Genomic DNA, 14,889 nt, shown 5'->3' on the forward strand with positions numbered 1-14,889 from the left:
CACCGAAAAATCGCGCACGCGAGCCGCAGTGGTCCGACCACTTGGCTGGCTAGACTGCGACGCACCCGGTGACTGGAGGAGTGGCGTGGACGAGGCAGCCCCGCAGAAGGGCACGGTGCCCCAGCGCGCCATCGAGGAGATCAAGGCGATGATCGCCGAGGGCCGGCTGGAGCCGGGCCAGCGGTTGCCCACCGAGCGGGAACTCGCCGTCCGGCTGGGCATCTCGCGCAGCTCGATGCGGGAGGCGATCCGCGCGCTGACGGTCCTGGGCGTCCTGGAGGCGCGGCACGGCTCCGGGATCTACGTCACCGCGCTGGAGGCCGGCGATCTGCTGGAGACCTTCGGGGTGGTCGCCGACCTGTCCCGGGGGCCGCGTCTGGTGGAGCTGCTGGAGGTGCGCCGGATCCTGGAGTCGACGGCGACCGCGCTGGCCGCCGCGCGCATCACCGACGACCAGCTCGCCGCCGTGGGCAAGCACCTGGCGGCGATGAACGCCTCCGACGACCCCGAGGAGATCCTCGCCCACGACCTCGCCTTCCACCGCGAGATCGCGTCCGCCGCCGGCAACGAGACCATGGCCGCGATCCTGGACGGCCTGTCCTCGCGCACCTTCCGCGCCCGCGTCTGGCGCGGCTATCAGGAGGAGGGCGCCTTCGCCCGCACCCGCCGCGAGCACGCCGCCATCCACCGCGCCCTCGCCGCCCGCGACCCGGAGGCGGCACGAGCGGCGGCAGCGGCCCATGTGGGCGAGGTCGAGGAGTGGCTGCGGGCCCAGCTGGCACCCCCCTCCTGAGCGCCTGCGCTCACGCCCGGCGCAGTCGCAGTGTCATCAGTTCGAACGGCCGCAGGCGTACGGCGATCCGGTCGCCGTCCCGTACCGGCGGCTCCCCGTCGCCGCCCGGCCGCTCCAGCAGGTCCGTCACGGTGACGTCGCCGACGGCGAAGCCGGCCGTCAGGGTCGCCCGGGCCCGCCCGCCGTGGGCCTCGTGGAAGCGGACGACCACGTCCCCGCTGCCGTCGTCGGCGAGTTTCACCGCCGACAGCACCACCGCGTCGTTGTCCACCGTGACCAGCGGCGCGACCTCGTGCGCGCCGGTCGCGGACCGCTCCGGCAGATTGATCCGCCATCCCTCGCGGACCGCGTCGGCGAGGGCGGCACCGGGGAGCAGGGCGTGGCGGAAGCGGTGGACGCCCTGGTCGGTCTCGGGGTCGGGGAAGCGCGGGGCGCGCAGGAGGGACACGCGGACCGTGGTGGTCGTGCCGCGGTCGCCTTCCCCGCGCACCGTGCGGGTCACGTCGTGGCCGTACGTCGAGTCGTTGACGACCGCCACGCCCCAGCCGGGCTCCGCCAGGTGGACGAAGCGGTGGTTGCACGCCTCGAACTTGGCCGCCTCCCAGGACGTGTTGGTGTGGGTGGGCCGGTAGGCGTGCCCGAACTGGGTCTCGGACGCGTACCGTTCGGCGTGCAGGTCGAGCGGGAAGGCCAGTTTGAGGAACTTCTCCGTCTCGTGCCAGTCGACCTCGGTGTCGATGAGCAGCTGCCGCTCGTCCGGCGGCAGGGTCAGTACCTGGGTGACCCGGGAGGCGCCGAAGGAGCGGACGATCCGCACCGACGCGCCGTCCTCCCCGGCCGTGAGCGACTCGGCGTCGGTGAGGTCGGTGACGGTGTTGCGGTAGAAGGAGTCGACGTCCCAGGCGTCCCACATGTTCGGGAAGTCCGGGTGGAGCTGGAGGAGGTTCGCGGCCCGGCCGGGGGCGATGGTCTCGCGGTCGGCGGCGGGGTCGTAGGCGGAGACGACCAGGCCCCGGGCGTCGACGGTGATCCGCAGCAGGCCGTTGTCCAGCGTGAATCCGCCGTCCTCGCCGGAGGAGACCGTGGTGCGGCCGGCCGTCGCCGGGGTGGCGGCACCGCCCGCCGGGACGCCGTGGCGGTCGTGCGGGGCGCCGTTGAAGACCAGCGGGGTCGTGCCCTCGCCGGCCAGCGCTCGCTGGGCGGACTCGACGACCGTGGTCAGCTCGGCGGCCAGGCGCTCGTACGTCGCCCGCGCCTCGCGGTGCACCCAGGCGATGGAGGAGCCGGGCAGGATGTCGTGGAACTGGTGCAGCAGGACCGTCTTCCAGATGTGGTCCAACTCCTCGTACGGGTAGGGGAATCCGGTGCGTACGGCGGCCGTGGCAGCCCAGAGTTCGGCCTCGCGCAGCAGGTGCTCGCTGCGCCGGTTGCCCTGCTTGGTCTTCGCCTGGCTGGTGAGGGTGGCGCGGTGCAGTTCGAGGTACAGCTCGCCCACCCAGACCGGCGGTTCGGGGTATTCGGCCTCGGCCTTCTCGAAGAACGCGCGGGGCGTCTCCCAGACCACGGTCGGGGAGCCTTCGAGGTCGCGCAGCCGGGCCGCCTTGGCGACCATCTCCCGGGTCGTGCCGCCGCCCCCGTCGCCCCAGCCGGAGGGCGCGAGGGAGTGCCGGGCCCTGCCCTTGTCCTTGAAGTTGCGGGCCGCGTGGGCGAGTTCGCTGCCCTTCATCGAGCAGTTGTAGGTGTCGACCGGCGGGAAGTGCGTGAAGATCCGGGTGCCGTCGATGCCCTCCCAGTGGAAGGTGTGGTGCGGGAACTTGTTCGTCTGCGACCAGGAGATCTTCTGCGTCAGCAGCCACTTGGAGCCGGCCGCCTTGATGATCTGGGGCAGCCCGGCGGCGAAGCCGAAGGTGTCGGGCAGCCAGGCCTCCTCGTTCTCGACGCCGAACTCGTCGAGGAAGAACCGCTTGCCGTGCACGAACTGCCGGGCCATCGCCTCCGAACCCGGCATGTTGGTGTCCGACTCCACCCACATCCCGCCGGCCGGCACGAACCGCCCCTCCGCCACGGCCTTCTTCACCCGCGCCCACACCTCGGGCCGGTGCTCCTTCACCCACGCCCACTGCTGGGCCTGGGACATGGCGAACACGAACTCCGGCTCGTCCTCGAGGAGCGCGGTCATGTTGGACGTCGTACGGGCCACCTTGCGGACCGTCTCGCGCAGCGGCCACAGCCACGCCGAGTCGATGTGCGCGTGCCCGACGGCGCTGATCCGGTGCGCGGACGGCACGGCGGGGGCCGACAGCACTCCGGCGAGCCGCTCCCGGGCCCGGTCCGCCGTGCCGTTCACGTCCTGGAGGTCGAGGGCGTCCAGCGCCCGCTCGACGGCGCGCAGGATGTCGTGCCGGCGCGCGGAGTCCACGGGCAGCTCGGCCATCAGCTCGCCGAGCACCTCCAGGTCCATGACCAGCTCCCACACCGACTCGTCGAAGACGGCGAGGTCCATGCGGGTCAGGGTGTACTGCGGCTCGCTGCCCGCCGTCTCCTTGTCGCCGAGCCGTGTGGGCACGAAGGGGTGGTAGTCCAGGACGACCGGGTTGGAGGCGGCCTCGATGTGCAGGCGCACCTCCTCGCCGCCCTCGGCCGGCGCGCCGACGCGCACCCACTGGTTCCGCGGGTTGAGGCCCTTCACCGGGGTGCCGTCGGGCCGGTAGACCAGGCCCTCGCACTGGAATCCCGGCATGTTCTCGTCGAAGCCGAGGTCCAGCAGGGCCTCGACGGTCTTCCCGGCCCACGCCTCGGGCACGGTTCCGGTCACCCGGAACCAGCTGGTGCCCCACGGAGCGCCCCACCGGGCGCCCACCTCGATCGGCTCGGGCGCGGCGGCGAGTCCCTCCGCGACCGGTACGGGCTCGCCGGGCGCGTGCCACACCGCCACCCGGAGCGGCACGGACTCGGGGTACACGGCAGGGCGGATACGTTCGTCGAGGACGCGCCTGAGGCGGGCTTCCACCAGAGTGCGGTCGTCATGCATGCGGGGTGCTCCCTGCGGGGTTCCGGATGGTTTGCCAGGGGTGGGTGACGGTCACGGCGGTCGAGGCGTTGTACAGCTCCCCCACGGAGCGCACTTCGAACCGTGCCGAGGTCTCGCCTTGTTCGGGCCGCAGGCCGGAGAGGAAGAAGGCGCGCTGGCCGGTGGCGCCGAGGAAGCGGCGGGTGCCGTCGGGGAGGAGGCGGTGGAGGGTGTAGTGGCGGACGGTGCCGGGGGCGGGGTCCCAGGCGAGGCGGAGGTCGCCGCCGCTCGCCGCGGTGACGCGGGCGCCGGACGGGGCGGCGGGCGTCGCCGGGGTGCCGTCGGGGCGGACGGCGAGGCCGCCGAGGCGCCAGCGCACCGGCCCCTCGGTGGCGGTGAGCCGGATGCCCAGGGCGCGCACGGTGCCGGAGAGCCCGGTGAGCGGGACGGTCACGGTCTGCCAGCCGTTGACCGACCGCACCCGGATTCCCTCGTTGACCGAGTTCACAGGCAGATACCGGTACGGCGGTGTCGCACCCGCCGCACTCGGCTCCGCCGTCGCCACCGCCAGCTCGACGTCCACCTCCCCAGACTCGCTCCGGGACGTCAGGTCGACAACCGTGTTCACACCGATCGGCAGCCGCGTCGCGTACAGATCCAGCACGGCTGGTTGATCCAGTTCACCCGCCACCAGCACACTGCTCCCGCCCCGCCAGGCGTCGGCGAAGTCGAAGGAGACCTCCGGCCGCTCCCCCGCCGTCCGGACCACCCACCGCCGCGACGGCAGCCGGTCCTGGAGCCCGAGGTGGTTCCACGGCGCCTCCGAGGTGACGTCCCCCTCCTCGTACCACCGCAGTCCGTGCCCGGTGTTGAACACGCTCGCGAACGGCACCGAGGTCACCGTCGACCGGTCCGCCACGGACACCGCCGGCGCCCGCCACGGATCACTCGCGTCGGGCAGCGACGGGTCCAGCGACCGCCCGGTCCAGAACCGGTCGTCGGCCGCGTGGAAGTCCTCGGGTGCGCGCTGGTCGGCGGGCAGGTGGTTGCGGGTCCACTCGGGCCGGTAGAAACCGATCGAGGTGACGTGCGGCTTGCCGGACGGCACGATCGCGTCCCAGTTCACATACGTACCGGACCCGTTCGACTCGACGTCGACGCCGGCCCACAGCTCGTACCGGCCGCGTCCCAGCTGCTGCGCCTTCGTCCCCGACGCCGCGAGCGTGGCCGCGCTCCACCGGAAGTCGACGAACATGTCGTCGGCGGCCTGGAAGAACGCCTGGTTCTGGCTGTTCAGGGCGCCCTGCCAGCTGACCGTGCCGTTCACGGTCATCGCGTCGTACCAGGTCACCCGCTGCCCCCTGGCCGCCGCGAGCGCCTTCAGCTCCTTGAGGAAGCCCAGCGTGGCCGTGCCGAGCGCGGTGTTCCCGCCGCTCGTCTCGGCGTTCACGAACCAGCCGTCGAAGCCGTACGCCGCCGCCACGGCGACGAGTTGCGCGGCGAGCGGGTAGTGGCCGGAGGCGTCCTTCTGCACCAGGTCTTGGGTCCACCGGAGCTGTCCGCCGTAGGCCACCGGGGGCAGGAAGATGTTCCCGAGGACGGGGACGCCGTGCCGGTGGGCCGCGTCCACGATCGGCGCGTTCGGCGCGAGGATCAGGCCCTCGCCGGCCGAGCCGCCCCAGAAGACCAGCTCGTCCAGGTAGGCCCAGTGGGTCAGGGCGTAGTAGTCGGCGGTGGCCGAGCCCTGGGAGGGGTTGCCCGACGTCGGTCCGAAGGAGACGAGCGCCTGGACGCGGGCCTGTCCGGAGCGGGCGGTGGGGTTCGCCGGGGTCGGGGTGAAGCGGGCGGCGAGCGGCACGGTCGCGGCGTTGAAGGCGAGGTCGGGGTCGTCGGCGGCGCGCCAGCTCTTCAGGCTGCGCCAGGTGATGCCGGGGCCGGGACTGCCGGCGGGCAGGGAGTCCGGGTACCAGTACGAGGCGTACGGCGGGGTCGCGGCGGCGGCTCGCGGGGCAGCCGCCGCCGGAAGCGAGGAGGCCAGGGTGGCCGTGGTGGCGGCGATCAGGACGGTGCGTCTGGTGGGGTTCACGAGCGGGTGCCTCCTTGGGGGGTGGGGAGTACCTCGTCGGGAGTGACGACGTCGGTGATGCCGCGCGCGGCGAGGTGGTCCTCGTCCTCGGCGCGCGTGTCGAGCACGGTGGTCGGCCGGGCGCCGTCGGCGACGAGCCGGAAGAAGGCGTCGAAGACGTCGCCGCCGGGCGCGCAGCGGGAGCGGCGGGCCGGGTCGGCGGGTACGGCGAGGGCCGTGCCGCGCGGCGCGGGGGCGGGGTGGGTGCGCCGGGCCGCGTCGGCCAGGACCCGGGCGATCTCCTTCGGCTGCCGTGCGCCGGTCAGCAGGCCGAGGGAGTATTCGAGTTCGGGGAAGTCGGCGAGGGTGCGCGGGACGTCGTGGGAGCACCACCAGGTGATGCCCCACAGGTCGGGGCAGTCCAGAACGTTCCTGATCGTCGCCTCGGCGAAGGCGGCGGCGTGCTCGGCGGGCACCAGGGGCGCGGGGGCGCCGACCTCCTGGAGCCACACCGGCCGGTGCGGTTCGTCCGCCCAGGCCTTGCTCAGCTCGACCAGGTACTCGGCGTGGTGCTCGGCGGGCACGGAGCTACGGCCGTGGCGCTGGGCGGTGCCGTTGAACACCCAGGAGTGCACGGCGGTGACGTCGCCGAGCCGGGCCGAGTGGCCCGGGGTGAAGGGCTGGTCGTCCTGGTACCAGGCGGCGTCGTAGGAGGCGTGCAGATGGAGCCGGCCCGGTGCGCCCTCGGCGCAGGCGGCCAGCATCCGGGTGAGCCACCGCCCGGCCTCCTCGGCGGTGATCCGGTCGGGATCGGGGTGGGGGCCGGCGGCGAACTGGTTGACCTCGTTGCCTACCGTCATGCCGAGGAAGCCCGGCCGGTCGGCGAGGGCGGCGGCGAGGGTGCGCAGATAGGCGGCCTGCCCGTCGATGACGTCCGGGTCGGTGAAGAGGTTGCGGCGGTGCCAGGTGCGGGTCCAGGCGGGCAGGAAGTCGAAGCTGCTCAGGTGCCCTTGCAGCCCGTCGACATTGACGTCCAGGCCGCGTTCGGCGGCCGCGTCGGCCAGGGCCACGAGCTGGTCCACGGCGTGCGGGCGGATCAGGGTGCGGTTGGGCTGGAAGTACGGCCACAGCGGGAAGACCCGGATGTGGTCGAGTCCGAGCGCGGCGATCGCGTCGAGGTCGGCGCGCACGGAGTCGAGGTCGAAGTCGAGCCAGTGGTGGAACCACCCTTCGCTGGGCGTGTAGTTGACGCCGAAGCGCACGGCAGGAGGCATGCGGTGTCCTTGCACTCGGGGGAGGTTCAGCCCTTGACCGCGCCCTCGCCGACGCCGCGGAAGAAGTACCGCTGGAGGCAGGCGAAGAGGGCGATGAGCGGCGCCACGGCGATCACGGTGCCGGCGGCGACGAGGCGTTCGTCGTTCGCGAAGGTGCCGTGCAGGTAGTTGAGGCCGATGGTCAGGGTGAACTTGGACGGGTCGCTGAGCACGATCAGCGGCCACAGGAAGTCGTCCCAGGCGCCCATGAAGGCGAAGATCGCCACGACGGCGAGGGTGCCCTTGACCGACGGCAGGGCGACGCGCCAGAACCGCTGCCAGACGTTGGCGCCGTCGACGTAGGCCGCCTCCTCGATCTCGTAGGGCAGGTTGCGGAAGGCGCCCCGCATCAGCAGCACGTTCATCGCGCCGATCGCGCCGGGCAGGACAACCCCGATCAGCGTGTTGTTCAGGCCGAGTTCGCGCATGGTGGTGAACTGGGCGATGACGATGCCCTCGACGGGCACGAGCATCGCCAGCACGAAGACGAGGGTGGTCACGCGCCGGCCGCGGTAGCGCAGCCGGGCCAGGGCGTATCCGGCGAGGGCCGAGCCGACGCAGTTCGTGACGACGTTGGCGGTGGCGACCTTCAGGGAGTTCAGGGCGTAGTCCCAGACCGGGATGGTGTCGGCGACGCGGGTGTAGTTGTGCAGGGTGGGCCGGCCGGGCAGGAACCTGGGCGGTGAGCTGTAGATGTCCTCGGTGGGTCCCTTGAGGGAGGTGGAGAGCTGCCAGAGGAACGGTCCGACGGTCAGGGCGAGGACGGCGAGCAGCAGCAGGTAGCGCCAGACCAGCTCGGCGGCCCGGATCCGGCGGCCGTGCCCGTCGGTGACGCGCTTCTCCCGGGCGGCGGTGGCCGGCCGCTCGGGCCGTACCTTCTCCAGGACGCTCATGACTCCTCCCTCCGGTCGGCGCGCAGCACGAGCAGCATCAGGGCGACGGTGACGACGAACACGACGACGGAGAGCGCGGAGGCGTAGCCGACGCGGCCGGTGAGGCCGGTGCCGGTGCGCTGGACGAGCATGACGAGGGTGGTGTCCTCGCCGGCCGGGCCGCCGCTCGGGCCCGCCATCAGGTACACCTCGGAGAAGACCTTGAACGCGGCGACCGAGGAGAGCGCGGCGACCAGCACCATCGTGGACCGTACGGCGGGCACGGTGACGGAGAGGAAGCGGCGCACCGGTCCGGCGCCGTCCACGGCGGCGGCCTCGTGCAGTTCGCGCGGTACGTTCGCCAGCGCGGCCAGATAGATGATCATGTAGTAGCCGAGGCCCTTCCACACCGTGACCGCCATGGCGCTGAACAGCAGCAGCCACTGGTCGCTGAGGAACCCGATCCGGCCGATCCCGACGGTCTCCAGCAGCGAGTTGACCAGTCCGCGCTCGTCCAGCAGCCACACCCAGATCAGCCCGACCACGACGATCGAGGCGACGACCGGGGTGTAGAAGGCGGAGCGGAAGAAGGTGATCCCGGGGATGTTCTTCTGCACCAGCAGGGCGAGCAGCAGCGGCAGTACGACCAGGGCCGGGACGACGCACAGGACGTACAGGGAACTGTTGCGCAGGCCGGTCCAGAACATGTCGTCGTGGAGCAGTTCGCGGAAGTTTGCGAGGCCGACGAAGTGGCCGGGGACCAGGGTGCGGCGGTCGGTGAAGGAGTTCGCCAGCGTGGAGACGAAGGGGTAGAGCACGAAGGCGCCGGTGACCAGCAGTCCGGGTGCGGCGAACAGCCAGGGGCTGGACGGAAGCTGGCGTTTGACGCGCAGGGGCGTGGCCATGCCGGGTCAGCCCTGCTGGAGCAGCCGGTCGGCGGCCTTGACAGCGTTGTCGAGGGCTTCCTTGGGGCTCTCCTTGCCCTGGAGCGCCTTGGCGACCTCGTTGCGCAGCGCGGTCTTCATCTGCTCGCTGAACAGGACCGGTGTGTAGTTGACCGCGCTCTTCAGGGACTTGGCGGCGGCGATGCGCACCCTTGTCTCGTCGGTGCCGTCCTCCTTGGTGAAGTACGGGTCGTCGAGCGAGCCCGCGGTGCTCGGGAAGATGGCGACCTTCTTGGCGAAGGACATCTGGTTCCGCGCGTCGGTGACGAAGTGGGCGAAGGCGACCGCGGCCGGGGTGTGCCTGGTGCGGGAGTTGACCATCACGCCCATCACGTACATGTTGACGTGCCCGGTGCTGGTGATCTGGTCGGTGATGCCGATGTTCCGGTAGAGGCTGGGCGCGTTCTTCTTGAAGTTGCCGAGGTCCAGGGCGCTGCCGGGGTTCATGGCGACGGCGCCGGTGAGGAACTTCTTGCCGGCGGACTCGCCGGTGGCGGTCAGGGCCTGCGGGTCGAGCGCCTTGGCGTCGTACAACTGCTTGTACTTGGTGAGGAGTTCGACCCCCTTCGCGTCGTTGAAGGCGAATCCGTCGCCCTGTTCGTTCATCAGCGGGACGCCGTAGCGGCCGAAGTCCTCGATGGTGGGCACGTTGGCGAGGGTGGCGACCTTGCCGTCACTCTTGTGCGCCATCGTGAGGGCGTCGGCGAAGAGTTCGTCGTACGTCTTCGGCGGCCGGTCGGGGTCGAGTCCGGCCTTCTCGAACAGGGCCTTGTTGTAGAAGAGCGGGCCGGTGTTCAGATACCAGGGGAAGGCGTACGTGCCCTTCATGCCCGGTACCTGGTGGCTGGCCCAGGCGCCCTGCAGGTACTCCGACCTGTACGTGGCGGCGGCCTTGTCGAGATCGAGGGCGAGGCCGGCCCGGGCGAGCGGGGCGACCAGGTCCGGGGAGACGTTGACGACGTCGGGCAGGGTGCCGCCGCCGGCGTCGGCGCTGAGCTTGTCGGCGTAGCCCTCGGCGGGCTGGTCGACCCACTTCACGTGCGTGCCCGGGTACTTGTGCTCGAAGTCGGCGATCAGGCCCTCGAAGTACGGCTTGAAGTTGGCGCGCAGGTTCCAGGTCTGGAAGGTGATGTCGCCCTCCACCTTGCCGGAGGCGTCGGTCGTGCCGCCGTCGTCACCGCCCGAGCCGCAGGCGCTCAGCGGCAGGACGAGGGCGAGGGCGGCGGCGGCGAGGGTTCTGCGGGACATGGGCACGGACACGGCTCCTTTGCTGTGTCGGGCTGTCGGTGGCGCCAGAGACCTTGCCCAGCGCGTTCGGAGAAAGTCAATGCATTCGTCCGAGCTAAAGAAATCCGACCTTCATTAGTGCAGGTCAGCCGGGTTTGATCGGGAACTTGCCGTCAATTGCTAATGCGCTTTAGGGTCTTGACACTCAAGCGCATTAGCGAGCACCCTCCGGAAGGGGGAGAAGCATGCCGACCAGACGGTCCCCCGCCCGCCGGCCCACGATGAAGGACATCGCCCGGCGCGCCGGAGTCTCCGAGAGCGCCGTGTCCTTCGCGCTCAACGACCGCCCCGGTGTCTCCGAGGCCACCCGGGCCCGGGTCCGCCGGGTCGCCGAGCAGCTCGGCTGGCGCCCCAGCACGGCCGCCCGCGCCCTGTCCGGCGAGGGCGCGGCGACGATCGGCTTCGTCCTCGCCCGGCCCGCGCACACGCTGGGCGTCGACTCGTTCTTCCTCCAGCTCGTCTCCGGCATCCAGGAGGTGCTGGCCGAGCGCCATCTGGGCCTGCTCTTCCAGGTGGCGGAGGATGTGGCCGACGAGTGCGCGGTCTACCGGCGCTGGTGGGCCGAGCACCGGGTGGACGGCGTCCTGGTCGTCGACCCGCGCGCCGACGACCCGCGCCCCGGCCTGCTGGACGAACTCGGCCTGCCCGCCGTGGTGATCGGCGGCGCGCCGGACGAGCGCCACCCCGGTCTGTCCACCGTGTGGGCGGACGACGCGGCCGGGATGGCGTCGGTGGTGGACGAGCTGACGGCCCTCGGCCACCGCCGGATCGTCCACATCGCCGGCCTGCCCGATCTGGCCCACACCCGGCGCCGGATCGCCACCCTGCGCGCGGAGGCGGAGCGGCGCGGCCTGACCGAGGTCCGCTCGGTCACCACCGACTACTCGGACGCGGAGGGCGCCGCCGTCACCCGGCGCGTCCTGAGCGCCGCCGCTCCCCCGACCGCGCTGATCTACGACAACGACGTGATGGCGGTGGCCGGGGTCTCGGCGGCGGCCGGACTCGGCCGCTCGGTACCGGAGGACGTCTCCGTCGTCTCCTGGGAGGACTCGGCCCTGTGCCGCATCGTCAAGCCCTGGCTGTCGGCGCTGTCCCGGGACAGCACGGAGTTCGGCCGCACGGCGGCGCGGGAGCTGCTGGCGCTGCTGGACGGCGGCCCGGCCCGGACGGTACGGGTGCCGGTCCCCCGCCTGATCGAACGCGACAGCACCGGCGCGGTACGGTCCGGTTGAGCGATGCCGACCGCTGCCCGGCCCCACGAAGGTGAGCAGACGGGGGAGTTCTCGACCCTGCTCGCGCACGACGCGCGGTTCGACTACGACGTCCTCACGCACGAGTTCGCCCGGGCGCGGGCGTGGCTGCCGGCCGCCCAGCACCTGTGCGGTTCGCTCCGCAGCGTGGCCGGAGCCGTCGAAGTCGCCGCCGTGTGCGGAGGCGGTGTCGATTCACATGCTCATGAGCGGCTCCCCACACTCCGATTCATCTGATGACCGAGGCGTGACCGGGAAGTCCCTCTCGACGCATCCGGCCCGGCGGTGCACAGTTCTCCCTACGCGCCCCGGCTCACCGGGACGAGTAGCCGGTGAGCGGGCGGGCGCGGTGCCGACGAACCAGTCAAGGAGCGCCCGTGAGCAGCTGGGCCGGCCGGAGTGCCGCCGTGATCGCCGCCGCCGTCCGCGAGAAGCGGGTCACGCCCCGGGAGGTGGTGGCCGAGCACCTCGCGCGGATCGAGCGGCGCGATGGCCGGATCGGGGCGTTCCGGAAGGTCCGGGCGGAGGCGGCGCTCGCCGAGGCCGACGAGGTGGCCTCCCGTACGGATCTGACCGAACTGCCGCTCGCGGGCGTGCCGGTGGCGGTCAAGGACAACCTCGCGGTGCGCGGCGAGTCGTTCCGCAACGGCTCCGCCGCCACCCCCGACACCCCGGCCGCCGAGGACCATGTGACGGTGGCCCGGCTGCGGGCGGCCGGCGCGGTGGTGGTCGGCCTGACGAACGTGCCCGAACTGTGCGTGTTCGGCACCACGGAGGGTCCGTACGGCATCGCCCGCAACCCCTGGGACCTCTCGCGGACGGCGGGCGGCTCCTCCGGTGGCAGCGCGGCGGCGGTGGCCGCGGGGCTGGTGCCGCTGGCGCTCGGCAACGACGGCATGGGCTCGCTGCGCATCCCGGCCGCGAACTGCGGGCTGGTCACGCTCAAGCCGGGGCACGCGGTGGTGCCGGCGGGGATCGGCAACGGCGACTGGTTCGGCATGTCGGAGAACGGCCCGCTGGCCACGACGGTCGAGGATCTACGGCTGATGCTGGCGGTCCTCGCGGACGCCGAGTTCGTACGCCGACAGGAGCCGGCCCGGCTGAGGATCGCCGTCGCCCTGCGCAGTCCGCTCGCCGGGGTGAGCGTGAGCCGGCCGTACACGACGGCGGTCCGGCACGCGGCCGGGGTGCTGGCCCGGTCCGGCCACCAGGTCCGACGGGCCGAACCGCCGTACCCGCTCTCCCTCGGCGTGACCGCGCTCCAGCACTGGACGGCCGGGACGGCGGTGGACGCCGCGGGCCTGGACCCGGCGCGGCTGGCCCGCCGGACCCGGGTGCACGCGGCCGTGGGCCGCCGCTTCGTCGGTACGGTCCGCACCGGCGCCGCGCGCGAGAGGCTGCGCGAGCGGCTGACACCGTTCCTCACCGAGCACGATGTGCTGCTCACCCCGGCGCTGGCCCGCCGCTCCCCGCAGGCCGGCCCGTGGCACGAGCGCGGCTGGCTGCGCAACGTCCTCGCCAACTCCGCCTACTCGCCCTTCACTCCGCCGTGGAACCTGACGGGCTGGCCCGCGATGTCCGTCCCGGCCGGCACCCTGCCCTCGGGCGCCCCCTGCGCCGTACAGCTCGTGGGCCGTCCGGGCACGGAGGCCGTCCTGCTGGACCTCGCGGAGGAACTGGAACGGCTGAGTCCGTGGCAGCGGACGGCGCCGGCGGCGGATCGGTGACAGCCGGAGGGCGGGGCGGCGACTCTGCTAGTCCAGCGCCCGGTACATGATGTGCAGCCCCACCCTGCCGTGGCGCGGGTGGTCGTACGCCTCCGGGACCGTGCCCAGGACGCTGAAGCCGAGGGACGTCCAGAGGCCGACGGCGGGGTTCGTCTCGACGACGGCGTTGAAGACCATCGCGCGGTAGCCCTGCGCGCGGGCCTCGGCCAGGATGTGTTCGGCGAGGGCACGGCCGATGCCGCGGCCGACGCAGTCCGGGTCGACCATGAACCCGGCGTTGGCCACACCGGCGGCGGGGCCGCCGTAGTTCGGGGTGAGGTAGGCCGAGCCGACCACGGCTCCGGTCTCGTCCTCGGCGACGTAGACCCGCTTGGCCGGGGCCATCCACAGGTCGCGGGCCGCTTCCTCGGTGGTGTCGGGGTCCCACGCGTAGGTCTCGGCCGCGGCGACGATCCGGTGCCAGAAGGGCCAGATCCGGGGCCAGTCCCCGGCCGCGGCTTCTCTGATCAGCATGGGCGTGAGTCTGTCACGCCCATGCGTGCGGCGATCGCGGCGCCTTCGGCCCCGGGGTCAGTCCACGCTCGGCAGGATGTGGGGCTCGGCGAGGTCGTCCTCGTAACCCGCGAGGCGGATCGGGGCGGACCGGGCCCACACGTCGAGGCTGCCGAGTTCTCCGGGCCGGCGGCCCACGCGCTCCGTGCGTTCCTTGGGGCGCTGTTCGCGATTCGTCTTCTCCGGTGTCACCGCGCACTCCTTATGTGTCGGTCACCCTCGGGCGTACCGGACAGTCTGTGCCTCGGCGCTGGACGCCCGCTCGGGTCTGGATGGAAGGCCGTTTCGGACGCGGTGGCGCCGGTTCCTCTGTCAGAGCAGGCCGTTGTGAACCGGCTCGCCCAGGACGGACGGTGGGTGTGGGTGGGACCCCTTACTGCTGTCCGTCCACTCCAGATTAACCAAATGAGCGGGCATCCGCTCGATAGGGAATGCAAACAACCTGTAACCAATACGCTTCCGGTAGTTCCTCAATACCCCTCAATATGGGGCCTTTTGAAGCAAGATGGCCACTCGGAAGACATCGCGAATCACCCACTCGGCCTAGCCGAGCGAACATTCCTTCGAGCCGGCCCGCAACGGCATGCCGGGCCCGGCGCAGTTCAAGTGCCGTTGGCCGGGCGGCAAGCTCGCCATGATCTGCTGACGCGGCAACGGCTGTCTCGCGGAAGGACTGACGCATGGAGCTGCGCAGCGTCGAGGAGCTGATGGAACTGCTGTACGCCGGCCGGCACCAGCACGCGCTGCGAACCGCGGCGCTGCTGCGCCGCGGCCGCCCCGCCGACAAGGAGCTCCAGGTGGCGGGCCTGGTGCGGGGCATCGGGCGGGTGCTGGGGGCGGGCGACGAGGCGGCCCGCTCGCGGAGCGCGGCCGAGGCGGTGCGCCCCCTGCTCGGGGAGCGGGTGTTCCGGCTGGTCCGCGGGGACGCGGACCCTGCCGACGACGATGCGCTACGGCTGCGCCAGGCCGACGAGGAGAGCCGCACCGCCGGCTTCGACGCGGGCGTGCTGGAGGACTGGCGCACGGTGCTGGAGCTGGTGGCGGCCCGCCACGCGCGGCTCGGCGCGGTCGACTGA

The 14,889-nt window shown here is 72.3% G+C and carries 13 protein-coding genes; 5 read left to right on the forward strand and 8 right to left on the reverse strand.

The window, feature by feature from the left end; all coding sequences use genetic code 11:
• The first annotated feature begins 85 nt into the window (after positions 1 to 85).
• Entirely contained in the window at positions 86 to 793 is a 708-nt protein-coding gene (locus ABZ937_RS07275) for an FCD domain-containing protein (protein ID WP_361686813.1), read from the forward strand.
• Between the two features lie 10 nt (positions 794 to 803).
• Here ABZ937_RS07275 and ABZ937_RS07280 read toward each other — a convergent pair whose 3' ends face one another.
• From ABZ937_RS07280 to ABZ937_RS07305, 6 genes are read right to left on the reverse strand one after another with little or no spacing between them, the layout of a single operon-like run.
• A complete protein-coding gene (locus ABZ937_RS07280) occupies positions 804 to 3,824 on the reverse strand; it encodes a glycoside hydrolase family 38 C-terminal domain-containing protein (protein WP_361686816.1) in 3,021 nt (1,006 codons plus the stop codon).
• Entirely contained in the window at positions 3,817 to 5,889 is a 2,073-nt protein-coding gene (locus tag ABZ937_RS07285) for an endo-beta-N-acetylglucosaminidase (protein WP_361686820.1), read from the reverse strand. The genes ABZ937_RS07280 and ABZ937_RS07285 overlap by 8 nt, the downstream gene beginning before the upstream one ends.
• Positions 5,886 to 7,142, reverse strand: a complete 1,257-nt coding sequence (locus tag ABZ937_RS07290) for a glycosyl hydrolase (protein ID WP_361686823.1) — start codon at positions 7,140 to 7,142, stop codon at positions 5,886 to 5,888. The genes ABZ937_RS07285 and ABZ937_RS07290 overlap by 4 nt, the downstream gene beginning before the upstream one ends.
• A gap of 26 nt (positions 7,143 to 7,168) precedes the next feature.
• Positions 7,169 to 8,074, reverse strand: coding sequence for a carbohydrate ABC transporter permease (locus ABZ937_RS07295; protein ID WP_361686826.1), 906 nt, complete (start codon positions 8,072 to 8,074; stop codon positions 7,169 to 7,171).
• Positions 8,071 to 8,958 (reverse strand): sugar ABC transporter permease, encoded by an 888-nt coding sequence (locus ABZ937_RS07300; protein ID WP_361686829.1) that lies wholly within the window; start codon positions 8,956 to 8,958, stop codon positions 8,071 to 8,073. The genes ABZ937_RS07295 and ABZ937_RS07300 overlap by 4 nt, the downstream gene beginning before the upstream one ends.
• A 6-nt stretch (positions 8,959 to 8,964) precedes the next feature.
• Positions 8,965 to 10,251: a sugar ABC transporter substrate-binding protein gene (locus tag ABZ937_RS07305; protein WP_361686833.1), complete on the reverse strand. Its 1,287-nt coding sequence runs from the start codon at positions 10,249 to 10,251 to the stop codon at positions 8,965 to 8,967.
• A 218-nt stretch (positions 10,252 to 10,469) separates the two neighbouring features.
• Here ABZ937_RS07305 and ABZ937_RS07310 point away from each other — a divergent pair, with 218 nt between their 5' ends.
• From ABZ937_RS07310 to ABZ937_RS07320, 3 genes are all read left to right on the forward strand, one after another.
• Positions 10,470 to 11,516 (forward strand): LacI family DNA-binding transcriptional regulator, encoded by a 1,047-nt coding sequence (locus ABZ937_RS07310; RefSeq protein ID WP_361686836.1) that lies wholly within the window; start codon positions 10,470 to 10,472, stop codon positions 11,514 to 11,516.
• A gap of 3 nt (positions 11,517 to 11,519) precedes the next feature.
• Positions 11,520 to 11,771 carry a hypothetical protein gene (locus tag ABZ937_RS07315; protein WP_361687063.1) on the forward strand — a complete coding sequence of 84 codons (252 nt, stop codon included), beginning with the start codon at positions 11,520 to 11,522 and terminating at the stop codon, positions 11,769 to 11,771.
• A gap of 140 nt (positions 11,772 to 11,911) precedes the next feature.
• Positions 11,912 to 13,261, forward strand: coding sequence for an amidase family protein (locus ABZ937_RS07320; RefSeq protein ID WP_361686839.1), 1,350 nt, complete (start codon positions 11,912 to 11,914; stop codon positions 13,259 to 13,261).
• Between the two features lie 27 nt (positions 13,262 to 13,288).
• On the opposite strand, the gene ABZ937_RS07325 is transcribed toward ABZ937_RS07320, so the two are convergent.
• Positions 13,289 to 13,774: a GNAT family N-acetyltransferase gene (locus tag ABZ937_RS07325; protein ID WP_361686842.1), complete on the reverse strand. Its 486-nt coding sequence runs from the start codon at positions 13,772 to 13,774 to the stop codon at positions 13,289 to 13,291.
• Between the two features lie 57 nt (positions 13,775 to 13,831).
• Positions 13,832 to 14,005 carry a hypothetical protein gene (locus ABZ937_RS07330; protein WP_107117948.1) on the reverse strand — a complete coding sequence of 58 codons (174 nt, stop codon included), beginning with the start codon at positions 14,003 to 14,005 and terminating at the stop codon, positions 13,832 to 13,834.
• Between the two features lie 488 nt (positions 14,006 to 14,493).
• Between ABZ937_RS07330 and ABZ937_RS07335 the strand changes: the two genes are divergently transcribed.
• Positions 14,494 to 14,889 (forward strand): hypothetical protein, encoded by a 396-nt coding sequence (locus ABZ937_RS07335; protein WP_361686844.1) that lies wholly within the window; start codon positions 14,494 to 14,496, stop codon positions 14,887 to 14,889.

The sequence above is a fragment of the Streptomyces sp. NPDC046727 genome (assembly GCF_040645635.1).
Classification (GTDB): Bacteria; Actinomycetota; Actinomycetes; order Streptomycetales; family Streptomycetaceae; genus Streptomyces.

Excerpts from the sequence above, each read along its gene's own strand:
- ABZ937_RS07280 (WP_361686816.1), bottom strand. The coding sequence starts at position 3,824 with ATGCATGACGACCGCACTCTGGTGGAAGCCCGCCTCAGGCGCGTCCTC.
- ABZ937_RS07290 (WP_361686823.1), bottom strand. The coding sequence starts at position 7,142 with ATGCCTCCTGCCGTGCGCTTCGGCGTCAACTACACGCCCAGCGAAGGG.
- ABZ937_RS07295 (WP_361686826.1), bottom strand. The coding sequence starts at position 8,074 with ATGAGCGTCCTGGAGAAGGTACGGCCCGAGCGGCCGGCCACCGCCGCC.
- ABZ937_RS07300 (WP_361686829.1), bottom strand. The coding sequence starts at position 8,958 with ATGGCCACGCCCCTGCGCGTCAAACGCCAGCTTCCGTCCAGCCCCTGG.
- ABZ937_RS07310 (WP_361686836.1), top strand. The coding sequence starts at position 10,470 with ATGCCGACCAGACGGTCCCCCGCCCGCCGGCCCACGATGAAGGACATC.
- ABZ937_RS07315 (WP_361687063.1), top strand. The coding sequence starts at position 11,520 with ATGCCGACCGCTGCCCGGCCCCACGAAGGTGAGCAGACGGGGGAGTTC.
- ABZ937_RS07325 (WP_361686842.1), bottom strand. The coding sequence starts at position 13,774 with ATGCTGATCAGAGAAGCCGCGGCCGGGGACTGGCCCCGGATCTGGCCC.
- ABZ937_RS07335 (WP_361686844.1), top strand. The coding sequence starts at position 14,494 with ATGGAGCTGCGCAGCGTCGAGGAGCTGATGGAACTGCTGTACGCCGGC.